Origin of the sequence: Arthrobacter ruber (assembly GCF_002954225.1) — a bacterium.
In the GTDB taxonomy this organism is placed as follows: domain Bacteria; phylum Actinomycetota; class Actinomycetes; order Actinomycetales; family Micrococcaceae; genus Arthrobacter_D; species Arthrobacter_D ruber.
The window spans coordinates 365,400-386,158 of the sequence record NZ_PPTH01000016.1 but is presented as its reverse complement, the minus strand read 5'-3'; the positions used below and the strand labels follow the sequence as shown (position 1 = coordinate 386,158).

Here is a 20,759-nt window from a genome sequence, read left to right as displayed (position 1 = left end):
GTATCTAAGCGGACCGCGGTCCGCTTTATTCCCCGACTATAGTTGCGGCATGCAGGGCGAGGAATTGCTCCGGGTCACGGGCGACGACGGAGAGCGTACCGATGCGGCGCGCAACCGGCGCCTGCTGCTGGACGCCGCCGCCGAGATCGTGGCGCTCCACGGACCCGACAAGCTCACCACGGAGGGTGTCGCACGCCGTGCGGGCGTCGGCAAGGGTACCGTCTTCCGCCGGTTCGGCAGCCGGGCGGGCCTCCTCCACGCCCTCGCCGACGAGGCCGGGCGCTCCTTCCAGCAGGCGTTCATGGCAGGGCCGCCTCCCCTCGGGCCGGGAGCAGCCCCCCTCGACCGGCTCATCGCCTTCGGGGAGGCGAGCATCGCGAGGATGCACTTCGACGGACAGATCCTGCGCGCGGCGGAGCAGCGGGGCGGACCGGATCCCGAGCACCCGACGCAGCAGCTCATCCGGCTGCACCTGTCCCTGCTGCTGCGCCAGCTCGGCGTCCAGGACCCCGAACTGGCCTCCTACCAGCTGGCGGCCTTCCTGAACGCCGGACTCCTGCTGCACCTGCAGGAGCACCGGGGCATGTCCACCGCCCGCCTCTGCGAGTCCTGGCGCACCCTCGTCGCAGCGCTCGCGGCGCAGGGCCCGGCCCCGGATCGCACCTCGGATCGCAGCTTGGACCATGTCCTGGATCGCGCTTCGGACAGCGCCCTGGATCGCCCCTCCGATGCGGGCAGGGAGTGCACGTGAAGGCGGTCCTGGTCGGTTTCGGCCATGCCGGCCGGGTCTTCCACGCCCCGCTCATCGCGCACGATCCCGATCTCGAGCTCGCCGCCGTCGTCGTGCGCAGCCCGGACCGCCAGAGGGCCGCGCGCTCCGACTGTCCGTCCGCCGTCGTCGTCGCGACACTGGAGGAGGCCCTGCAGGCGGTGCCGGACGCGGAGCTCGCCGTGATCGCCACGCCCCCGGCCACCCATGCAGCCCTCGCCGCCGCCGCGCTCGGCAGGGGACTGCACGTGGTGGTGGAGAAGCCCTTCGTGGTGCACGCAGAGGACGGAGAGTGGCTGATCGAGGCTGCACGGGCGGCGCGGCGGCTGCTCGTCCCGTTCCACAACCGGCGCTGGGACGGTGACTTCCTGACCGTGCAGGCACTGGTGGTCTCGGGTGCGCTCGGGAGGGTGCGCATCGTCGAGTCCGCGATGGAGTCCTGGAAGCCGTCCATCACCAAGCCCTGGAAGCGTGACGCCGGAACGGACGACGGCGGAGGTGTCCTCTACGACCTCGGCTCCCACCTGATCGACCAGGCGCTCGTCCTGTCCGGGCCGGCCGTGCCGGTCGCCGCGGAGCTGCGGCTGGACCGGGACGACGCCGCCGCGGAGGACTCGCTGTTCCTCGTCCTCGAGCACGACGGCGGCGTCACGAGTCACCTCCGCGCGGGCACGCTCGTCCCTTTGGCCCGTCCCCGCTTCCACGTCACGGGAACGATCGGCGGGCTCACCATCACCGGCACGGACCCGCAGGAGGAGCTGCTGGCGGCCGGTGTCCTCCCGGAGGATACGGCCGCCGCGCATGAGGTCGGGAGCGGGGAGGGCGAGCGCGGGCTGCTCGGCCGCGCCGGGACCACGGAGCCCGTGAGGGTCGGTCCGGGCACGTATCCGTCCTTCTACGCCGGCGTCGTCGCGGCGATCCGGGGGATCGGGCCCCCACCGGTCGCGGCGGAGGACGCCGTCGCCGTGGTGCGCATCATCGAGCAGGTCCACGCGTCCTTCCCGGTCCGGCGAGCGACAGGACACCCGCCCGACTAGACGAGCGCTGCCCAGTCCTCCGCGAGGTCGAGGCCGTGCGCCTCCGAGACCGAGTGGTGCGCCACCTGGCCCGCTGCGACGTTCAGTCCGCGCGCGAGCGCCGCGTCCGCTTCGAAGGCGCCGCGGACGCCCTTGTCCGCCAGCGCGACGGCGTAGCGGAGCGTCACGTTGGTCAGGGCGTACGTCGAGGTGTTGGGGACCGCGCCGGGCATGTTGCCCACGCAGTAGAAGAGCGATCCGTGGACGGTGAAGGTGGGGTCCTCGTGGGTGGTGACGCGGGAGTCCTCGAAGCACCCGCCCTGGTCCACGGCGATGTCCACGAGGACGCTGCCGGGCTTCATGCGGGCCACGAGGGCGTTGGTCACGAGCTTCGGTGCGCGTGCACCCGGGATCAGGACGGACCCGATCACCAGGTCGGCCTCCAGTACGGACTTCTCGATCTCCAGGGAGTTCGACGCGACGGTCTTCACGCGGCCCGCATACAGGGCGTCGATCTCGCGGAGGCGCGCGATGTTGATGTCGAGGATGGTCACCTCAGCGCCGGTGCCGACGGCCATGGCCGTCGCGTTGGTGCCCGCGACACCCGCACCGAGGACGGCGACCTTGGCGGGACGGACACCGGCAACACCGCCGAGCAGCAGGCCGGGGCCTCCGGCGGGAGCGGTCATGACCTGTGCGCCCACCTGGACGGAGAGGCGGCCGGCAACCTCGGACATGGGGGCGAGCAGGGGCAGGGCGCGCCCGTCCTGAACCGTCTCGTACGCGATCGCGGTGACGCCGGCGTCGAGGAGTGCGCGGGTCAGCTCGGGTTCCGCAGCGAGGTGGAGGTAGGTGAAGAGGACGAGCCCCTTGCGGAAGCGGTGGTACTCCGCGGCAACGGGTTCCTTGACCTTCAGCACCATGTCGGCGCGCGCCCACACGTCGTCTGCGGCGTCGACGAGCTCGGCGCCCGCGGCCTCGTACTCGACGTCCGAGATGCTCGAGCCCACGCCCGCGCCGCGCTCCACGAGCACGGTGTGGCCGTGCGCGCGGAACTCGTGCACACCGGAGGCGGTGATGGCCACGCGGAACTCGTTGTTCTTCACTTCTTTGGGGACGCCGATGATCATTGGGTTCTCCAGGGTGCGATCGGGCTGATGGGGGTTCTCTCCAGAATAGGAGCGTCCGGGCACGGCACGCCCGGCCCTCAGCCGGAGCGCCGATGTCGGCAGCAGGCGTGCCTCCTGCGCTGCGCTGCAGAAGCCCGCCACCACGCGCTCCACAGGAGATGTGACGTGGAGCACTAGCAGGCCGCGTCCTCCACCGCCATCGACAGATGTCGAGTTCCGCAGCGGCAATTGTCGCCCATAGCGGTCTACGCACCTATCGTGGAAGGGTGCAGAACCAGGCCATCGATGACGTCGTCGAGTCGATCGCGCAGAAGCTGGGCCGCGGACTGTCCCTCGAGGACCCGGACGGCGTCCTCCTCGCGTACAGCAGTCACCAGAGCACTGCGGACCGCGTCCGGGTCAATTTCCTGCTGAGCAAGCAGGTCCCGGCGGACGTCGACGAGTGGCAGCTCCGGCACGGCATCGCGCAGGCGGTCCGCGCCGTCGCCGTCCCCGCCAACGAGGACCTCGGGATGCTGGCCCGCGTCTGCGTCCCCCTGCTCGTGCGGGGGTTCCGGGTGGGCTATCTGTGGGTGCAGCAGCAGTCGAGCGCGGATCCCGCAGCTGACATCCTGGCCGCCCTGCCGGTCGTCCGACCGCTGACCGATCGCCTCGCCGAGCTCCTCCTCGAGACGGACGCGGCCTCCTCGGAACGCCGGACCCGGAGGGAGGCCACCTTCCTCGCCGCGTGCCGCGGGGTGGCAGCGGCGAGCGAGGAGCTGCGCGGGTGGCACGAGCTCGGCGGGAACGGCCCGTGGCGTCTTGCGGTGGTGCACGAGCTCGCGGCGGCGGCGCCCCCCGACATCGACGACCCGCATGAGGCCGCACTCCTCCAGCGCACGCTCGCGCTCCAGGCGACGGTCGGCGTCGCACCCGTGCTGTTCAGTGCCGGGGCCTCAGGGTTCTCGGTGCTCCTGTGTGCCGCCGGCGTCGGCGCCACCGCGCTGCAGCAGGTCCTCGACAGGTACCGGGCCGGGGTCGCCAAGCGCGCGGGCCGTCCAGCGGGCCGCATCCTCCTGGGGCTGAGCGAGCCCGTGGCCGATCCCCGAGACCTGGCCGAGGCCTTCGAACATGCCCAACATACCGTCCAGGCGGCAGCGGTGGACCCGCACCTCGGTGACGTGGCGTCCTATGCTGACATCGGCGTGTACCAGTTCCTCGGGACCGTCGGGTGGCAGGCGCCCGCGCACGGCAGCATCCGTTTCGGCGAGCTGAGCGAGGCCGACCGGGTGGAGGAACTGCTGCCGGTCCTGGAGCTGCTGTACGACAAGAACGGCTCCGTGCAGGACGTCGCGGCCCAGCTCCACCTGCACCGCAGCAGCGTCTACAACCGCCTGGCGCGGATCCGCTCGGTCATCGGCGTCGATCCCCTCGCCGGGACGGTGCGGCTGGAACTGCATCTCGCCCTCAAGGCCCGCCGGTGGAGGTCCCGTCCCCGGTTCGGTCTCTCCTAGGGGCAGCGTGGGGCGGGAGCGCCGTCAGGGCGCCGTCTCACCCGCGACGGCGTCGGCAGGTGATCTCCCGCGGTGCAGTTGGCTGCGGAGCCAGTCCTCGACGTCCGACCGCCGGAGGCGCCGGTGCGATCCGCGGTACTCGACCGGGAGGGTGCCGGCGTCCGTGAGCTTGCGGAGGTAGCTGTGCGAGATGCCTGCGAGTTCGGCCGCCTGCGAGGTGGTCAGCAGTTCGGCCACCGAGGTGACCTGGACGGCGTCACCGTCGGACAGGCGGGCGAGGAGGTCAACCACGGCGGCCTGCGCCTCGTCGGGGAGTCGGTGGGCCGTTCCGTCCACGAAGACGGTCACATCGGTGCTGTCGGTCAGTGCACGTCGCAGGGGTGCGGCCTGCTCGGGCGGGAGTGCTGCTGCGGATCGTGGTGCCCTGGCGGTCATGGGGTCATTGTGCCAGCAGCAGTAGCGCTCGAGTGGTGGCGGAGCGAAGTCGCGGGCCCTGCCCTTCCGCTATGAGTACTGCGGGTCTACTGTGTGCGTATAAATACCCTCACTACTTGCAACCAGCGTCGGTTGCAAGAAGGAAACGGTGAATCCCATGACAATATTTGATCAAGGGCATAGCCTGCGCCTCAGCGGGTCCCCCTCCACACTCGGCGAGAAGGGCGAAGCCCCTTTCTGCCCCACCTGCCAGACCGACGACTACCTGATCTTCGAGGAGTTCGTGCCTGCACGCCAGGCCGAGCACTCCACGGACCTCCTTCCGGCCAGCGCCACCTACACGTGCTCCGAATGCGGCACCTTCAACGCGCATGTGGTTCCGCCGTCCTGGCGTCCACCGCAGTGGTTCTGGTACAGCTGACGACGGATCCGGCACTCCTCCACGCCCGGTCGTGGTGACGCTCGGACGGGCCTGATCGAGCCTGTTGACCTTGACGCGACGTCAACTCCTACTGTGGGATCTCCCGGCGCAGACCGCCGGGGGGAGGAGAACAAGGTGGACTACCCGATCAGCACGGTCGCGCGCCTCGCCGGCACCACCACCCGGACGCTTCGCCATTACGGCGACGTCGGACTGCTCGCGCCGTCGCGCGTGGGTGCCAACGGGTACCGGTACTACGACGCCGAAGCACTCGTGCGGCTCCAGCGCATCCTGCTGCTGAGGTCCCTGGGACTGCCCCTGCCCGCCATCGGCGAGGTCATCGACGCCGGGCGGACGGACGCGCCCGCATCGACCCTGCGTGTCCACCTCCAGTACCTCCGCGGCGAGCAGGAACGGCTCGGCCGGCAGATTACGGCGGTCCTCACCACGGTGGAGGCCCTCGAACGAGGAGAAGAACCCATGCCAGAAGACATGTTCAACGGATTCGACCACACGCAGTACCGGGAGGAGGTCGAGGAGCGGTGGGGTCGGGACGCCTATGCCGAGGGCGACTCCTGGTGGCGCGGCAAGACCGACGCCGAGAAGGACGCCTTCACGCGGGAGGTGGCGGAGCTCAACGCAGGGTGGACGGACGCAGCGACCAGGGGGATCGCCCCGACGGGCGAGGAGGCGCAGGCGCTCGCAGCACGCCACGTCGCATGGCTCTCCGGGGTCCCCGGTGTGCCGCGCGACGACGACGGGTCCCTGTCTGCCGAGTACATCGGAGGACTGGGGGAGATGTACGTCGGCGATCCACGCTTCGCGGCGAACTACGGCGGGCAGGACGGAGCCGAACTCGTCCGGGCTGCGCTCGACGAGTGGCTGCTGCGCCGGACCTGAGCGGCAGCCGGCCCGGCCTCGCACTGCGGTCCTGGCCGCGCAGCGGCGTCCGGCGGCGGGCCCGGCGCAGCGGGTGCTACCAGGGGCCCGCCGCGCGGTCCCGGCCTGCCCGCTTCGCCCGGTAGAGGTTCCGGTCGGCTTCCCGAAGGAGGGCGGCCGACGTCGTGTCGGACTCGCACCCGGCGAATCCGATGCTCGCCGTGACCCGCAGGGCGTCGTGGATGTGCGGCCACTCGAGCCGGCGGACGGCGGACAGGACATGCTCCGCCACCTGCTCCTGGTCGGCGTCCTGTCGGAGGACGAGCAGGAACTCCTCGCCGCCGATGCGGGCCACGTACCGTACTCCCCGGCATCCCTGGAGGCAGGAGGCTACGGCCACGAGGACGTCGTCGCCCGCCGGGTGCCCGAAGCGGTCGTTGATCTGCTTGAAGTGGTCCAGGTCGAGGATGGCCAGGGAGGCGGTCCACTCGCCACCGGCCTGCCAGGCGTGCACGACGTCGGGCAGGGAGTCCTCCACCCAGCGCCGGTTGCGTACCTTCGTCAGCGGATCGACGGCGACGGCGGCCTCCGCCTGCTCGGCCCTCTCGAGCGCCTCGGTGACGTTCTGCTCGGCGAAGAGGTGGTCCACCTGCGACCGGCGCGCCTCGATCCACCGCGCCCTGACCGCCCGGTGGAACTGCCGGTGGAGTTCGTAGGCCAGGTGGTAGTCGGCGCCGGATGCGGCGACGGCGGCGCGCTCCTCGAGGATCATCGATGCGACCTCCTCCAGGGCATGCCGCGCGGTGATGTGCTCGGCCCTGTCGAGCGCGGTCCGAGCGGCGCCGAGGTCGCCGAGCCCGTGGTGCGCCTGCGCCCGCAGCAGCATCTCGTACGCCCTCGTCTCTGGCTGGGCCGATGCGTCGTCGTTCGCGGACCGGTCCAGCACCTCGAGTGCCTCCTGCAGGCGCCGGGCCACGAGGTGGTCGCGGGCGAGGACATCGCTCAGTTCCGACTCGAGTGCGGGCGACGCCTCGATCACGGTCCTGAGCCGTCGCATCCAGAAACGTGCCTCGTCCGGCATCCCTTCGTCGAGGGCTGCGTGGAAGGCGTTCGAACCCAGCCGGGCCACGAGGTCGTGGTCGCCCAGCTGACTCGCCATGGCGAGCGCCCGCCGGGAGACGTCGAACCCGTGCTGCAGCAGCCCTGCGCCCAGGAGCCCCAGGGCCTGTCGCGTCAGCAGCTGCGCCCGCAGGGCGGGCAGTTCGGTGCCGTCCAGGAGCGTGACGGCGATGGTCGCCTGCTCGGCTCCGGAGCCGGAGTGGCCGGCGATCAGGTCCATCATCGCGATCAGGGCGTGGCAACGGCTGGCCAGCCGGGCATCGCCCTGGTTCCGCGCCCATTCGAGGATCTCCTGTCCGCGCGTCCTCGCTCCGGGCGCACCTTCCGTGCGGGCGAGCGCATCGAGCCCGGTGACCTCCGCCCAGAACGCGACGTCGAGTCGGCCGAGGGCCTCGGCGGCGGCGCGGATTTCGGCTGCCTCGATCACTGCGCGGGGAAGATCGGGGCTGGTCTCCACCGCCTCCAGCAGGGTGGTGAGGTCGCGTTCCTGCGCGAGGCGCACGGAACCGCCTTCGATCACGGCATCTTCATGGATCATGCATGAACTCCTGGTCGTCGAGGCAGCGCTGTCGAACCGACCTGGAGAAGAAATGAGACCCTGGTGTGCGCTGACGTGCCGGGTAGGACTGGCTTGACCAGTGTGCCGTGTCCCGCCCTCGGCCTCAAGGATTATGACTGCCGATTCCGCATCGGAATGGCACCGGTTCTGCAAGGCAAGGACGCCGGGCGCCGTGCGTCGGGAATGCCCGGCGCTCCTATCCTTGAGGGACAACCAGGGAGCCCCGTCCGGAAGGAGGGGCTTTCTCGACGCCGGGAGGTTGAGTGACCACGGACAGCAGCGCGGACCAGCAGGGGCTGGTCGGCCGGGCCGCCGACGCCGTCGAACAGGCGACCGACACGCGCGCGCTCGATGTCACCGCGCGCTTCGGTTTCGCTGCGCTCGCGGTGGTGCACATCCTGATCGGCATGATCGCGCTGCGCCTCGCCGTCGGGGGCAACGGTGAGGCCGAGCCCACCGGGGCGCTCGAGGAAGTGGCGGAAGGAGCGCTCGGGACACCGATCATGTGGATCTGCTCGGTGGGCTGCGCGGGCCTGGCCCTGTGGCAGCTCAGCGAGGCGACCCTCCGTGCGCGGCACCTGCCGACCGGCCGGCGTATCGGCAAGCACATCTCCTCCGGTGCGCTGGTCCTCATCTACGGGTCCATGGCGGCGACGTTCGCGCGGTTCGCGCTCGGCGACGGCCCCGACTCCTCCGAATCGACGGTGGACTTCACGCGGTCCCTTCTCGACACCACCCCCGGAGTCCTCCTCGTGTTCGTGACGGCGGGAGTCGTTGCGGGTATCGGCGTGCATTTCGTCGTCAAGGGGATTCGCCGGGGGTTTCGACCGGAGCTGCGGAGGTTCGAGGACACCGCCCGCGGGCGCGTGGTCGAGGTGTTCGGCGTCGTCGGGCACGTGGCCAAGGGGCTGGCCCTGATGCTCGTGGGCGGGTTGTTCGTCCTCGCGGGACTGCACCGCGATCCGCAGGAGTCCACCGGACTGGACGGCAGCCTCAAGGTGCTCCAGTACCACCCGGTGGGCGTGTACGTGCTGACGCTGATCGCGCTGGGGCTCGTCTGCTACGGGATCTTCGCCATCATCCGCGCAGTGTACGGCCGCATGTGAGACGGCCTCCGACATCGGCGGGGACGGGGGCACAGGAACCGAAGACCTGTCGCTCCTGCGGTCGGCGCATCGAATGGCGGAAGAAGTGGGAGCGGAACTGGGAGTCGATCACCTACTGCAGCGACTCCTGCCGTGCGCGGAAGATACGGCCCATCGACACCGCCCTCGAGGAGTGGCTCCTCACGCGGCTGCGTGCTGCACCGCGAGGATCCGTCGTCGACCCCGCCGACGCCGCCACCGCGCTCGCGGACGATGCTGCCCTTCTGCACGAACCGGCGCGCAGCGCTGCCCGCCGCCTCGTCAGCCGTGGCCTCGCGGAGATGGTGCAGCGCGGGGTCGTCGTCGACCCGTCGACGGCGAAGGGGCCGGTGGCACTGCGGCTGCCCCGCTGAGGATCCCGGCAGCGCCCGACAGGTCGATGCCCTCACGCATCGAGCAGCAAGGCGGTGGAGTCGGCCCCTTCGTGCCGCCGTGGGTGGAGTGGGTCCGGGCCGTGCTAGGAACGAATCGCCCGTTCGAAGTGTCGCAGCGACTGCTCCAGAGAGGGCCTCGGGTTGAAGGCGTACGTCCCGTCGCCGAAGATCTCGAAGGTGATCCTCCCCCGGTAGCCCGCCCTGCCGAGGTCGCGGACCACTCCCTCGAGGTCGATCTTCCCGTCGCCCCACGCGAGGTGGCCCGCCGGCGCCCCGTCGGTCAGGTGGACGTGATGGATCAGGTCCGGAAGCGCGCGGAAGTAGTCGGCGACTGTCTCGCCGGCCATGTTCATGGCCACCGTGTCGAGGGCGACACCGAGTCCGGGCGTCCCGACGTCCGCGAGCATCGCGGCGGCCTGCGAGGACGTCGTGACGAGATTGGACTCGACGCGCTGCAACGGCTCGAGCACACAGTCCACGCCCAGCTCCGCCGCGCGGGCCGTGATGCTCTGCAGGCTCGTCATGGCGCGTTCCCAGCCCGCCTCGCGCGGTTCGTCCTCGGCCCCTCGCCCCGACGTGAGGAACAGCAGTGGCGCTCCGAGGGTGCTGCAGACCTCGGCGGCCCGCAGGAACATCGCGACGCTGGCCTCGCGCAACCCGTCGTCGGGGGAGGCGATGTTGACCGGGTACGCGACCTGTTCGGGTGTCACACAGCAGACCGACAGCTCGCGTTGCCGGAGTGAGCGACCCATGTCCCGGAGCTGTTCCTCGGTGACGGTGGGGATGTGAAGGTGCGGCGCGATGCCCCACAGTTCGAGGGTGTGCAGTCCGAGCTCCACCATGTCGTCCAGAAAGCGTCCGAAGGACTGGTGCTGGTACGAGAAGTTCGATCCGTTGATCTGGTCGCGGCACAGTCCGGTGGCGGGGGAGGTCGTCATTTCCCGATCCCGTCCGCCAGCCCACGGATGAAGTACCGTTGGCCGGCGATGAACAGCACGACCATGGGCAGCGCGGCCATGACCATGCCCGCGAACACGACCGGGTAGTCCGTGCCGTGTTTGGCCATCAGGTTGGTGAGTCCCACGGGCAGTGTCTGGAAGTCGCCGCCGCTGGTGAACACCATGGCGAACAGGTACTCGTTCCAGGTGAAGAGGATGTTGAGGATCACGGTCGAGACGATGATCGGCTTGCACATCGGCAGGATGATCTGCCAGAACGCGCGGGCCCGCGACGCGCCGTCGACCGCTGCCGCCTCGTCGATCTGCACGGGGAGATCCATCATGTACGCGCGGATCAGGAAGACGGTGAAGGGGATACGGAACGCGGTGTACAGGATCAGCAGTGCCCAGAACGTGTTGTAGAGGCCCAGGGCCTGGAACATGCGCACCAGCGGGATGAGAGCCACGGTGGGTGCCAGCATCAGGCCGGCGAGGATGACGATGAGGAACGTGCGACTGAACGGGATCTTGATCCTCGTCAGTCCGTAGGCCGCCCATGCCCCGATGAAGACCGTGGCGATGGTCGAGGTGACGGTGACGAGCACGCTCACCATGAGGTAATTGCCCACACCCCTGTTCCAGGCGTTCGCATAGTTCTCCCAGCGCAACTCCACAGGCAGCGCGAACGGGTTGCCGAACAGTTCGGCGTTGGTCTTGAAGCCGTTGAGGGTCATCCACAGCAGCGGGTAGATGACGACGACGGCGAGGGCGAGCAAAAAGGCCCAGACGAACGTCGAGCCGATGACTCCTAGTGCGGTGCTGCGTTTCACCATTCCACCCTTCGTTTGCGGGAGATCCAGAGCTGCAGCAGTGCGAGCGACAGGGTGATGAAGAAGATCGCCGTGGCGATCGCGGCGGCGTAGCCGAAATCGTTGCGGACGAACCCGCTGCGGTAGAGCCACGTGCCGAGGACCTGGCTCGAGTTGTTGGGTCCTCCGGTGGTCATGACCATGACCTCGTTGAACACCTGGAAGGCGCCCGAGACCGTGACGATCATCATCAGGCCTGTCATCTCCCGGACCAGGGGGAGGGAGACCGAGAAGAAGCGGCGGACGGGACCCACTCCGTCGATGGAGGCGGCCTCGTAGAGCTCGGAGGGGATCCGCTGCAGGGCGACGGCGAACAGCAGCGTGCAGTAGCCGAAGCCCTGCCACTGGCTCATGGCGATGATCGCGAAGATCGCCGTGTTCTCCTGGCCGAGCCATGACTGGGTCAGATCCCCCAGCCCGAGGCGCTCGAGGCCTGCGTTGAGGAGCCCCAGTTCCGGTTCGTAGATGAAGTAGAACAGGAGCCCTGCGACGGTCAGCGAGATGGCCGACGGGATGAAGTAGAGGACCCTGAAGATCTGCTTCCAGCGGTCGTGGCGCAGTCCCTCGACGAGAGCTGCGAGAACGAGGGCGCCGCACACCTGGAACAGGATCGAGATCACCGAGTACCAGGCGTTGTTGGCCAGGGCGTGCCAGAAGACGGGGTCGGCGAACATCTTCCGGTAGTTCTCCGCGCCGATGAAACTCTGGCTGCCGGTGTAGATGTCCCATTCGAGGACGCTGAAACCGAAGTTCTGCGCGAGGGGCAGGTAGACGAAGACCGCGAGCATCAGCACGGCGGGCAGTACCCAGACGAGTGCGCGCAGCGAGCTGATCCTGGAGGTGCCGGGTCGGCGCTTCTTCGCGGGCCGTGAGCGGTACCCCGACGCGGGGGCCGGCAGCACGGGCCCCCGCGTCAGTTCATTGGTGGTCACGATCGGTCACTTGGAGGCTTCGGATGCGGCCTGGACACTGGAGAGGATCTCCTCGGGGGTGCTGTCACCGCTGATGAGGGCCTCGCCACCGGCCAGCCATGCGTCGGCGACGTCGGGGACGGTCACGGAGTCGAGCCAGATGACGGTGGAGGACGCGTCATTGACCATTTCGATGCCCTTCACGACGCTCGGGCTCGAGCTGTCAGCGGTGACCGCGCCTACCACGGCGCTGGGCTGGCCGTAGGGGGGTGCGGAGAGCGTCGAGGCGTTCGCCGATTCGGTGACGAACTCCATGAAGTCGGCCGCCAGGGCGGCCCGTTCCGAGCGGGCGTTGATGATGTATCCCTCGGGTGAGCCCTCGATGGCGCCAGGATCGCCCTTCGCGCCTGCCGGGACGGGCAGGGGGAAGATCCCGAAGCCGTCCTTGCTGAGGGGTGTGCCTTCTGCGGCCGAGGTGTCGAACTCGAGGATCTCCTGGTAGTACATGGCGGCACGCCCTTCGGCGAGCGCCTGCTGGGCGGTGGTGTAGAGGACGCCGTTCGAATCGGCGCCCGAGCCTGTGCACTCCGTCACGAGGGTGGAGAACTGCTCGAGTGACCTGATGTAACCCTCGTCCTCCCAGGTAGCTGTCTCCGGGTCGAAATCGGCCTGCAGCGTGTCCTGCGGGACGTTGTAGGCGAACAGCTGCTGGAGGTAGTGCAGTGCCGGCCAGCCGTCCTTGTTCCCGAAGGCGATGGGTTCGTACCCGGCGTCCCGGATGGTGCCGCACGCGCTGATGAGCTCGTCGAAACCGGTGGGAGGCTCGATGCCGAGCTCGGTGAAGATCTTCTCGTTGTAGCCCATGAACTTGCCGTTGTTGTAGAGCGGCACGGCGTAGTACTTGCCGTCGTACTGGAATGCGCTCAGGGAGGCCTCGCCGAATGTGTCGCCCCACTCGGTACCCGGCTCGATGACCGGGGTGAGGTCGGCAGCCAGTCCGGCGTCGACGAAGTTGGCTGCCCAGTCACCGGCCCAGGTGAAGTAGATGTCGGGGAGCGCCTGGGACGCGGTGAGCGTCTTGGTCTTGTCCTTGATGCTCTGGTCGGTCTCCTGGATGAGCTCGAACTGCACATCCGGGTGCATCTGCATGTATTCGGAGGCGAGGTCGGAGAAGTAGCTCTCGAGGGGTTCACCTCCGAACTTGGTGAGGATGCTCAGCGTGCCCGAGTACTCGGGCTCGGCCGCGAGGTCCGCTGTCTCCTGCGGAGCTGACGACCCGCAGCCCGTGAGGGTGACGGCCATGGCAGCAACCGCAGCCAATCCGATCTGCCTGACTTTCAGCATCGTTCTCTCTTTCGCTGGTACGGCCAGCTGCAGCGCAGACCCGCCGTTGGATCAGAAGTGGTGCCGGGTATCAAAGTTGATACCGGTATCAGACGATAGCAAGGAGAGAGGACCCTGCCTAGTCCTTCAGCGAGATTTCTGAGTCAGAGAGGCAGTACGCGTGCGGCGCGGTGCTGCACGGAGTGGCGCTGGACGAGTCGAGCGTCAAGGACGTCGTGGACGACATCGGAATCGTCGCCCTTGATGCGTCCGGTGACGATCTCGGCGGCCCTCGCGCCGACCTCCTGCATGGGCTGGGCGACCATCGTGAGGGGTGGGTCCATCACTGCCGCCCAGGGCGTGTCGTCGAAACCCAGGAGCGAGACGTCGTCCGGGTAGCGCAGTCCGCGGGTGCGCAGTGCCCGTAGGGTTCCCACCGTCGCGTCGGTCTCGGTGGTGAAGAACGCCGTCGGTGGTTGTGCGAGGGCGAGCATCCCGGAGACGGCCCGCGCCGCCTGGCCCTCGGTCTTCAGCACATGGGTCACGAGCGAGGTGTCGAACTCGATGCCTGCTTCGAGCAGCGCATCGAGGTATCCGCTGAGTCGTTCACCATCGCTCCACAGGGCTCCGGCGATGACCGAGCGCATCGTCCCCAGATCCTCTGCCGGTTGCACCGTGACCGGCCCCCACACGAAACCGATACGGGTGTGTCCTGCGGCGATCATGGTGGTGACGGCCTCCCTCGCCGCCTCCCGGTTGTTGATGACCACCGAGTCCGCATCGAAGCCGCTCACCAGCCGGTCGATGAGCACGAGCGGGGTGTTCCGCTCCCTGGCGGCCAGGAGGTGACTCAGGTCGTCGCCGGCAGTGGCGGCCGACGCGATGACCAGTCCGTCGACCTGCTTGTCGAGGAGGAGGCCGACCGCGGCCTGTTCCTCGGCGAGCTTCTCATCGGTGCTGAGTACCAGGAGGTCGTAGCCCTCCTGCTTGGCGGTGTCGGAGAGGCCCCGCAGGACGCCGGCGAAGAACGGATTCGCGATGTCGGCGAGCACGACGCCGAGGGTCTTCGTGACCCCCGTGGTCATGCTGCGCGCAAGGCTGTTCGCACGGTAGCCGAGGCGCGCGGCCACGGCCAGTACGTGCGCCCTGGTCGGTTCACTCACCGATCCGTAGCCACCGAGGCTGCGGGCCACCGTGGCGCGCCCCACGCCGGCCGCGGCGGCTACTTCGGAGATCGTGGGGGAGGAGGTGGGACGAGGGCGGTCCGACGTCATCGCCGCCTATTTTCCGGCTGAGGACACTCGACGCTGTTCATGATTCGAGTATTCCTCATCGTCGAAGCGTCGTCCGTGCGCGAACGCGCCTTCGACGTAGCACTGGAGCGCCGCGTAGCGGGAGCCGTCGGCGAGAGCGTCCCGGATGTCGGCGGACGACGGAGGAGTAGCGCGCGACCATCCTGAGCGGAGCAGTGAGAGGGTGAACGCGGCGAGGAAGGCGTCGCCACAACCCATCGTGTCCTTGAAGCGCCCGGGATCCGTGCCGGTCGCACCCACGCGGTGGAAGTCCTCGCCGTCGAACAGTAAGGCGCCGTACGGGCCGCGGGTGGCGAGCACGAGCGGTGAGCCATGGGCGGCGATGCGTCGCACCTCGTCCTCGACCTGCGCCTCGACTGCGCCGGCGAAGGACACGAGCGCAAGATCGATGGCTGGTACGACGGCGTGGAGGTAGTCGTCCGTCCGGTGCGCCGGGTCGTCGGAGAAGTCGAAGGAGACGAGCGCACCTGTGGTGCGTAGCGCGGGTAGCTCCGGTACGGAGGCCGAGAAGACGCTGGAGTGGATGAGGTCGAACCCGCTTAGGTACACCAGGTCGTCGGGCGTGAGGTGGAAGGGGGCACTGGCGGTCACGCCGCCTTCGTTCCAGCTGCGGAAGAAACGCTCCCCGTCGACGACCTCGATATCGGTGGCGCCGTTGGGGCCGTCCCGGAACGGGCAGCGGCGCAGGTCGATGCCGAGGCTGTCCAGGATCCCGTGCACGAAACGCCCGTGGTGATCGTCTCCGAACACGCCCAGATAGGCGGAGTCGACGCCGAGTTGTCGGGAGTAGACGGCGAAATTGACGCAGTTGCCACCGGGATACATGATCCGGCGGTCGATGAACCGGTCGACGATGTTGTCGCCGAAACCCGCAACTCTCACATCTGCTCTTTTCATGATCGAACGGTTGCGGGGCTGGTTCCCAGCCCCGCAACCGGATACGTCTCCTGGGGACTCAGTACTCCACGACGCGGTAGTAGCGTCGTAGGTCGAGCGAGTGCCCGCGGACGGCCTCGAGGTGCTTGCTGAAGCGATGCGTGACCGCGTCGATGACCATCGGGCCGATGAAGGGTCGGAAGCGCTCGCTGACGCCCTCGAGCGCGTAGTCCCTCGTGTCGATGGTGGTGACGTCGTCGCTGTACTTCACCGCGAAGTTCTCGACGCGGTCCATGAGGGGCCGGCTCTGGTCCTCACCCTTGAACAGCAGCAGTGCCGTGTCCTTCTCGATGAGCTCGAGCGATCCATGGAAGAACTCGGCGCCATGCACGCGCGTGGTGCGCAGCCATTGCATCTCCTCGAGCACGCACATGGAGTAGAGGTAGGCGTAGCCCCACAGGTTGCCCGCGCCCACGACGAAGTAGTAGTCGGTGTCGGAGTGCTTCCTCGCGAAGGCTTCCGCGATGGGCTCGGCCCGCTCCGCAGCGGCGACGATCGCGTCGGGCAGGTTCGTGAGTTCGTCGGCGAAGGCCTCGTAGTCGTCGAACTCGCCGCGGCGACTGAGGACCCCCGTGGTGAACAGCAGGAGCTGGACATCGAACCAGGTCTTGGGTGCGGAGATGATCGAGCAGTCGACGGCCTGGGCGAAGGGGCTGTCGTCGTACCCGGTGAAACCGATCGTGTAGGCGCCCCTGGACTTGGCGAACTCGATGGCTTCGAGTACGTCCTCGGTGGTGCCGGAGATGGAGGTGAAGACGGCGATGGAGCGCTCACCGAAGGCGGCGTCCTGGGCCAGCATCAGCTCCTTGCCGATGGCCGCACGCACCGGGAGGGTGGAGTACGCCTGGAAGTAGAGCTCGTAGGGCAGGACAGCTGCGTAGGTGCCGCCGGCGCCGATGAAGTAGATGTTGTCGTAACCACGCTCCTCGATGAACGCCACGGTTTTCTCGATCTCGGGGCGAAGGGCGATCGCGCTTCTGATCTGGGCCTGGGTTTCCTCTTTGTTGAAGCCGAGCAACTCGTTTTCTCCTCCTGCTGGTGGGAACCGCTCTCGTCTACGAGGCGACGACTGATACGAGTTGATACCGGTATCAATCACGCTCAATCTTCGCCGGGTCGGCAGGAGAAGTCAACGGGTCGGCGAGAAAACGGCTCGGATCGACCGACCGGGCGTCCGATCGACCGTGATCACCGCAATGCTCCTGTCCCTACAGACGGGACGGCCTCCGGGTCGAGGGTGCTGCAGGTCCCTCGACCCGGAGGCCGTCGTCGTGCGCGGAGCAGGTTCTGTCAGTGGAACCGCTCGGGCCGGAACGTCGCGAGCATCGGATGCTTCTGTCCGGTCAGGATCTCCTCGGCCAGCAGTTCGCCTGCGATGAGCCCGAGGGTCGCCCCGGAGTGGGTGAAGGCGACGAAGCACCCGGGGACTTCCTGCAGCTCTCCGAAGACGGGTTCACCGTCACCCGGGATCGGCTTGCGACCGAGCTTCCACGAGGCAGCCTTCAGCGGCGGTTCTCCCTGGAGCAGCACGGAGGCTTCGTCCGCCAGTTGCTGCACCACTGATTCCGGGATGGTGTAGGTGCCATCCGCGTTCTCGGTGATGCTTTCCTCGTACCAGTCATGGTCCAGCGCCAGGGTGTTCCCGGGATTCGGCCGGAGCGCGGCGCGCGGGGTGTTCATGACGGGTCGCACCTCCTGGGCTACCGGTTCGGTGAGGACGAGCATCGACACCGGTGAGGCGTCGGGGATCTCCACCCCGAGTTCCTTGACCACGGCGGGGGTCTGCGGGCCACAGGCCACCACGACCGTGTCGGCGTGGTACTGCTCGCCCTGCGCGGTTGTCACCCCGGTGGTTTGTCCGTCCGTGACCTGGACGGAGGTCTTGCCTGCGTGGGTCACCAGTTCGCCCCCGCGGTGCTTGAACTCGTCCATGAGGAATTCGATCAGGTGCGGCAGGCTGACCCATCCCTCGCCCGGGTTGAAGATGGCCGCGCCGGGGACGGACTCCGGATTGATGCCCGTGGTGTAGTCGCCGACCGTTTCGGGGGTGACCAGTCGCGAGTCGTAACCGTGCGCCTTCTCGTAGGCGTGGCGGTCCCTGGTGGTGCCGTCCTCACCGTCGGCTGCCCAGTGGAGGCCGCCGTCGAAGTGGAGCCATTCCCGGGTCGGGTCCGCAGCGAAGAGCGTGCGGTACCGGTCGATGCCGGCCACGCGCAGCTCGTGGTACGGGGTGGTGCGTTCGCCTGCGGAGTTCAGCCAGGACAGCGACCGCCCGGAGGCGCCGCTGGCCAGCTCGGCCTCGGTCACCAGGACGACGGACGCACCACCGCGCAGCAGGTGGACAGCGGCGGAGACGCCGAGGATGCCGCCGCCGATAACGGCCACGCGGGAGGGGGAGGGGGTCATGGATAACTCTCTTTCTGGGGAGGCGTCGGCCGGTCAGCCGGCGCCGTGGATTTTCTCGATGATCCGCAGGACCGCGACCGATCGGGCGGGATCGACCGGGGGTGGTGTCCCGTCGCGCAGCGCTGCGGCAAGCAGGGTGTAGAACGTGGGGTAGCTGCCGCGCTCGGCGGGTACGGGCACCGTCGCGCCGTCGACACCGAGCAGGCCCCACCTGCTGTCGGGCTCCACGCCGTACTTCTCATGGGTGGGGAGCATTCCGGATGCCAGTGCCGCTTCCTGCCCGTCCAGCCCCCACGTGGTGTATCCGGCGGTGGATCCGAGGACGTGGAACCGGGCTCCGACCTGTGCTGCAAGACCGTTCATCCACAGCCGCGACCGGACTCCTGACCGGTGCTGCAGCGACACGAAGCTGTCCTGGTCGGCGCCACTGCCGGGGGTGTACGCTGCGGTCTCGCCGTAGGTCCCGGAAACGGGGCCGAAGAGTTCGATGGCCTGGTCGATGAGGTGTGCTCCGAGGTCGTGGAGGATCCCCCCGCCTTCGGCGATGGTGGCCTCGTCCCGCCAGTTGCCGAAGCCCTCGGGCATCCACCACTCGAACCGGGACTCGAAGGACCGGACCTGTCCCAGGGCGCCGTCATCGAGCAGTTTCTTCAGTGTCAGGTAGTCCGCGTCCCAGCGACGGTTCTGGAACACGGTGAGCATCACCCCGGCCCCGGCGGCTCGCTCGATGAGGATCTCGCCCTCCGCGCTCGTGGGTACGAAGGGTTTGTCCACGACGACGTTCAGCCCGCGGTCGAAGGCCTTGTTCGCCAGTTCCACATGTGTGCCGGGAGGTGTCCCCAGGACGAGGAGGTCCAGTTCCAGTTCACCGGAATCGAGAGCGGTGAACAGTTCCTCTGCCGTTCCGATGATCCGGGCTCCGGGATAGGACTGTGCGGCGAGGCCGGCCCGGGCGGGGTTCGCGGTGACGATCACGTCCAGTGAGTAGTCCGGGTCCGCCTCGATGAGCGGGGCGTGGAAGACCTTGCCGGATACGCCGAACCCGAGGACGGCGGTGCGGAGGAGGCCGGCATCGCGCATCAGAGGACCTCCGACAGGAAGCGCCGGAGGCGCTCGCTCCGGGGGTTGTCGAAGAGGTCGGCGGGTTTGCCGGCTTCGATGACTTCACCCTCGTCCATGAACACCACCTGATCGGCGACCCTGCGGGCGAAACCCATCTCATGGGTGACGACGGCCATCGTCATCCCGCGCTCGCAGAGACCGGCCATGAGGGTCAGGACGCCCTTGACGAGTTCCGGATCCAGTGCGGAGGTGGCTTCGTCGAACAGCATGACTTCCGGTTCCATCGCCAGGGCCCGGGCGATGGCGACGCGTTGCTGCTGGCCTCCGGAGAGGTCCCGGGGGCGGTGGTTGGCGCGTTCGGCGAGGCCGACCTCGGCGAGCCGGCGTCGGGCGCGTTCCCTGGCTTCCGCCTTCGACATGCCCTTGACGCTCCAGAGCGCGAGGGCGACGTTCTCGAGTGCGGTGTGGTCGGGGAAGAGGTTGAAGTGCTGGAAGACCATGCCGATGCGACTGCGCAGGACGTCCGGTTTGACGTTCAGCGCGCTCTCTCCATCGAGGAGCACGTCCCCGCCCGCGGGTTCATGGAGGCGGTTGATGCCGCGGAGCAGGGTGGACTTCCCCGAGCCCGAGGGCCCGATGATGCAGGTCGTGGTTCCCGGGGCTATCGACAGGCTCACACCGCGCAGGACCTTGATGTCGCCGAAGGCCATCGTGAGGTCCCGGACTTCCAGGCTGGACCCCCTGAACGTGAGGAGATCGGCGGAGGTGTTCGTGGAGGTGCTCATGTGTTGCTCCCTGTGATGTGCGGCGTGACCGCATCGAGTTCTTTGACTTCGTTCAGTCCGCTGCTGGGGGCTGTGGGGCGGCGCCGTCCGCTGCGGAAGCGGGCATCGAAGTAGTTGACCAGGTGGGTCAGGGGGACGGTGATGATCAGGTAGAAGACTCCCGCCATCACCAGGGGCGAGAGGTTCCCTGTCAGTACCGCTGCGTCCTGGCCGACGCGGAAGAGTTCACGTTCGGAGACCAGGAGGCCCAGGAAGTAGACCAGGGAGGAGTCCTTCACGATCGCGATGAACTGGTTCACCAGGGCTGGAAGGACCCGTCGCACTCCCTGCGGGATGACGACCAGCGCCATGGCCTTGCCGTACCCCATGCCGAGGGCACGGCAGGCTTCCAGCTGCCCCTTCTCCACGCTTTGAATGCCGGCGCGGAAGATCTCGCCGATGTAGGCGCTGGCGATGAGGCTGAGAGCGATGATGCCCAGCGGATACGGCGAGGGCCCGAAGATCTCCTGGCTCATCCTGGCAAAGCCCTGACCGATGAGCAGGATCGTCAGGATGGCGGGTAGCCCCCGGAACAGGTCCGTGTAGATCCGGGCAGGGATCCGGAGCCAGCGCGATGTCGATATGCCCATCACGGCGACCACCATTCCCAGCACCACCCCGATGACCGTCGCTGCAGCGGAGATGATCAGCGTGTTGACCAGGCCGACGCCCAGCAGTTGGGGCAGGACGGCGAGCATCGCGTCGACGTCGAGAAATGTCTTGGTCAGATTGTCCAGGAAGTCCATGTCTAGCTCTCAGTGTCTGTAGCCGGGGTGCGGGCCGCTCTGCGGCCCCCTTGGAGGGTGTTCCCGAGTGGGTTCTCGGGTGGACGAGACC

21 protein-coding genes are annotated in these 20,759 nt (G+C 68.3%); 7 read left to right on the top strand and 14 right to left on the bottom strand.

Translation table 11 applies throughout. From position 1 onward, the window contains the following. Nucleotides 1-49 precede the first annotated feature (49 nt). The gene (locus CI785_RS10415) at nucleotides 50-751 is read left to right on the top strand and encodes a TetR/AcrR family transcriptional regulator (protein ID WP_105032000.1); all 702 of its coding nucleotides are present in this window, start codon (nucleotides 50-52) and stop codon (nucleotides 749-751) included. Continuing rightward, complete coding sequence (locus CI785_RS17100; RefSeq protein WP_170068232.1) at nucleotides 748-1,806, top strand: Gfo/Idh/MocA family protein; 1,059 nt, start codon at nucleotides 748-750, stop codon at nucleotides 1,804-1,806. Before CI785_RS10415 ends, CI785_RS17100 begins: the two co-directional genes overlap by 4 nt. On the opposite strand, the gene ald is transcribed toward CI785_RS17100, so the two are convergent. Continuing rightward, nucleotides 1,803-2,915, bottom strand: a complete 1,113-nt coding sequence (gene ald / locus CI785_RS10405) for an alanine dehydrogenase (protein ID WP_105031999.1) — start codon at nucleotides 2,913-2,915, stop codon at nucleotides 1,803-1,805. The two genes, CI785_RS17100 and ald, sit on opposite strands and share 4 nt — an antisense overlap. Before the next feature lie 266 nt (nucleotides 2,916-3,181). On the opposite strand from ald, the gene CI785_RS10400 reads away from it, so the two are divergent. Then, on the top strand, nucleotides 3,182-4,408 hold the full coding sequence (locus tag CI785_RS10400) for a PucR family transcriptional regulator (RefSeq protein WP_105031998.1): 1,227 nt from the start codon (nucleotides 3,182-3,184) through the stop codon (nucleotides 4,406-4,408). 24 nt (nucleotides 4,409-4,432) lie between these two features. On the opposite strand, the gene CI785_RS10395 is transcribed toward CI785_RS10400, so the two are convergent. After that, a complete protein-coding gene (locus CI785_RS10395) occupies nucleotides 4,433-4,843 on the bottom strand; it encodes a helix-turn-helix domain-containing protein (RefSeq protein WP_105031997.1) in 411 nt (136 codons plus the stop codon). A 157-nt stretch (nucleotides 4,844-5,000) separates the two neighbouring features. Here CI785_RS10395 and CI785_RS10390 point away from each other — a divergent pair, with 157 nt between their 5' ends. Further along, the gene (locus CI785_RS10390; protein WP_105031996.1) at nucleotides 5,001-5,264 is read left to right on the top strand and encodes a cupin domain-containing protein; all 264 of its coding nucleotides are present in this window, start codon (nucleotides 5,001-5,003) and stop codon (nucleotides 5,262-5,264) included. 135 nt (nucleotides 5,265-5,399) lie between these two features. Continuing rightward, the gene (locus CI785_RS10385; RefSeq protein WP_105031995.1) at nucleotides 5,400-6,164 is read left to right on the top strand and encodes a MerR family transcriptional regulator; all 765 of its coding nucleotides are present in this window, start codon (nucleotides 5,400-5,402) and stop codon (nucleotides 6,162-6,164) included. Nucleotides 6,165-6,240: 76 nt separating this feature from the next. Here the strand turns inward: CI785_RS10385 and CI785_RS10380 are convergent, their stop codons facing one another. Then, nucleotides 6,241-7,800, bottom strand: a complete 1,560-nt coding sequence (locus tag CI785_RS10380) for a GGDEF domain-containing protein (RefSeq protein WP_105031994.1) — start codon at nucleotides 7,798-7,800, stop codon at nucleotides 6,241-6,243. A gap of 284 nt (nucleotides 7,801-8,084) precedes the next feature. Between CI785_RS10380 and CI785_RS10375 the strand changes: the two genes are divergently transcribed. Continuing rightward, nucleotides 8,085-8,927, top strand: a complete 843-nt coding sequence (locus CI785_RS10375; protein WP_205753602.1) for a DUF1206 domain-containing protein — start codon at nucleotides 8,085-8,087, stop codon at nucleotides 8,925-8,927. Next, nucleotides 8,924-9,319 (top strand): DUF2256 domain-containing protein, encoded by a 396-nt coding sequence (locus CI785_RS10370; RefSeq protein ID WP_105031993.1) that lies wholly within the window; start codon nucleotides 8,924-8,926, stop codon nucleotides 9,317-9,319. The genes CI785_RS10375 and CI785_RS10370 overlap by 4 nt, the downstream gene beginning before the upstream one ends. A gap of 104 nt (nucleotides 9,320-9,423) precedes the next feature. Here CI785_RS10370 and CI785_RS10365 read toward each other — a convergent pair whose 3' ends face one another. The 11 genes from CI785_RS10365 to CI785_RS10315 all read right to left on the bottom strand — a co-directional run bounded on the left by CI785_RS10365 (nucleotide 9,424) and on the right by CI785_RS10315 (nucleotide 20,668). Continuing rightward, nucleotides 9,424-10,278 carry a sugar phosphate isomerase/epimerase family protein gene (locus tag CI785_RS10365; RefSeq protein WP_105031992.1) on the bottom strand — a complete coding sequence of 285 codons (855 nt, stop codon included), beginning with the start codon at nucleotides 10,276-10,278 and terminating at the stop codon, nucleotides 9,424-9,426. After that, on the bottom strand, nucleotides 10,275-11,111 hold the full coding sequence (locus tag CI785_RS10360; RefSeq protein WP_105031991.1) for a carbohydrate ABC transporter permease: 837 nt from the start codon (nucleotides 11,109-11,111) through the stop codon (nucleotides 10,275-10,277). The genes CI785_RS10365 and CI785_RS10360 overlap by 4 nt, the downstream gene beginning before the upstream one ends. Beyond that, a complete protein-coding gene (locus tag CI785_RS10355; RefSeq protein ID WP_240615130.1) occupies nucleotides 11,105-12,079 on the bottom strand; it encodes a carbohydrate ABC transporter permease in 975 nt (324 codons plus the stop codon). The genes CI785_RS10360 and CI785_RS10355 overlap by 7 nt, the downstream gene beginning before the upstream one ends. A gap of 6 nt (nucleotides 12,080-12,085) precedes the next feature. After that, entirely contained in the window at nucleotides 12,086-13,402 is a 1,317-nt protein-coding gene (locus CI785_RS10350; RefSeq protein WP_105031990.1) for an ABC transporter substrate-binding protein, read from the bottom strand. Between the two features lie 143 nt (nucleotides 13,403-13,545). Continuing rightward, nucleotides 13,546-14,655 (bottom strand): LacI family DNA-binding transcriptional regulator, encoded by a 1,110-nt coding sequence (locus CI785_RS10345; RefSeq protein ID WP_105031989.1) that lies wholly within the window; start codon nucleotides 14,653-14,655, stop codon nucleotides 13,546-13,548. Nucleotides 14,656-14,661: 6 nt separating this feature from the next. Further along, entirely contained in the window at nucleotides 14,662-15,576 is a 915-nt protein-coding gene (locus CI785_RS10340; RefSeq protein ID WP_105031988.1) for a PfkB family carbohydrate kinase, read from the bottom strand. A 73-nt stretch (nucleotides 15,577-15,649) separates the two neighbouring features. Beyond that, nucleotides 15,650-16,648, bottom strand: a complete 999-nt coding sequence (locus tag CI785_RS10335; protein WP_105031987.1) for an SIS domain-containing protein — start codon at nucleotides 16,646-16,648, stop codon at nucleotides 15,650-15,652. 272 nt (nucleotides 16,649-16,920) lie between these two features. Next, entirely contained in the window at nucleotides 16,921-18,036 is a 1,116-nt protein-coding gene (locus CI785_RS10330) for an NAD(P)/FAD-dependent oxidoreductase (RefSeq protein WP_105031986.1), read from the bottom strand. Between the two features lie 33 nt (nucleotides 18,037-18,069). Continuing rightward, entirely contained in the window at nucleotides 18,070-19,116 is a 1,047-nt protein-coding gene (locus CI785_RS10325) for a Gfo/Idh/MocA family protein (RefSeq protein ID WP_105031985.1), read from the bottom strand. Continuing rightward, nucleotides 19,116-19,883, bottom strand: coding sequence for an amino acid ABC transporter ATP-binding protein (locus CI785_RS10320; protein WP_105031984.1), 768 nt, complete (start codon nucleotides 19,881-19,883; stop codon nucleotides 19,116-19,118). The genes CI785_RS10325 and CI785_RS10320 overlap by 1 nt, the downstream gene beginning before the upstream one ends. Then, nucleotides 19,880-20,668: an amino acid ABC transporter permease gene (locus CI785_RS10315; protein WP_105031983.1), complete on the bottom strand. Its 789-nt coding sequence runs from the start codon at nucleotides 20,666-20,668 to the stop codon at nucleotides 19,880-19,882. The genes CI785_RS10320 and CI785_RS10315 overlap by 4 nt, the downstream gene beginning before the upstream one ends. Nucleotides 20,669-20,759: the final 91 nt, after the last annotated feature.

Bases quoted from the DNA above. Each gene is read 5' to 3' on its own strand.
- CI785_RS10415 (WP_105032000.1), top strand. From the start codon at position 50: ATGCAGGGCGAGGAATTGCTCCGGGTCACGGGCGACGACGGAGAGCGT.
- ald (WP_105031999.1), bottom strand. From the start codon at position 2,915: ATGATCATCGGCGTCCCCAAAGAAGTGAAGAACAACGAGTTCCGCGTG.
- CI785_RS10395 (WP_105031997.1), bottom strand. From the start codon at position 4,843: ATGACCGCCAGGGCACCACGATCCGCAGCAGCACTCCCGCCCGAGCAG.
- CI785_RS10390 (WP_105031996.1), top strand. From the start codon at position 5,001: ATGACAATATTTGATCAAGGGCATAGCCTGCGCCTCAGCGGGTCCCCC.
- CI785_RS10380 (WP_105031994.1), bottom strand. From the start codon at position 7,800: ATGATCCATGAAGATGCCGTGATCGAAGGCGGTTCCGTGCGCCTCGCG.
- CI785_RS10365 (WP_105031992.1), bottom strand. From the start codon at position 10,278: ATGACGACCTCCCCCGCCACCGGACTGTGCCGCGACCAGATCAACGGA.
- CI785_RS10360 (WP_105031991.1), bottom strand. From the start codon at position 11,111: ATGGTGAAACGCAGCACCGCACTAGGAGTCATCGGCTCGACGTTCGTC.
- CI785_RS10350 (WP_105031990.1), bottom strand. From the start codon at position 13,402: ATGCTGAAAGTCAGGCAGATCGGATTGGCTGCGGTTGCTGCCATGGCC.
- CI785_RS10345 (WP_105031989.1), bottom strand. From the start codon at position 14,655: ATGACGTCGGACCGCCCTCGTCCCACCTCCTCCCCCACGATCTCCGAA.
- CI785_RS10330 (WP_105031986.1), bottom strand. From the start codon at position 18,036: ATGACCCCCTCCCCCTCCCGCGTGGCCGTTATCGGCGGCGGCATCCTC.
- CI785_RS10325 (WP_105031985.1), bottom strand. From the start codon at position 19,116: ATGCGCGATGCCGGCCTCCTCCGCACCGCCGTCCTCGGGTTCGGCGTA.
- CI785_RS10320 (WP_105031984.1), bottom strand. From the start codon at position 19,883: ATGAGCACCTCCACGAACACCTCCGCCGATCTCCTCACGTTCAGGGGG.
- CI785_RS10315 (WP_105031983.1), bottom strand. From the start codon at position 20,668: ATGGACTTCCTGGACAATCTGACCAAGACATTTCTCGACGTCGACGCG.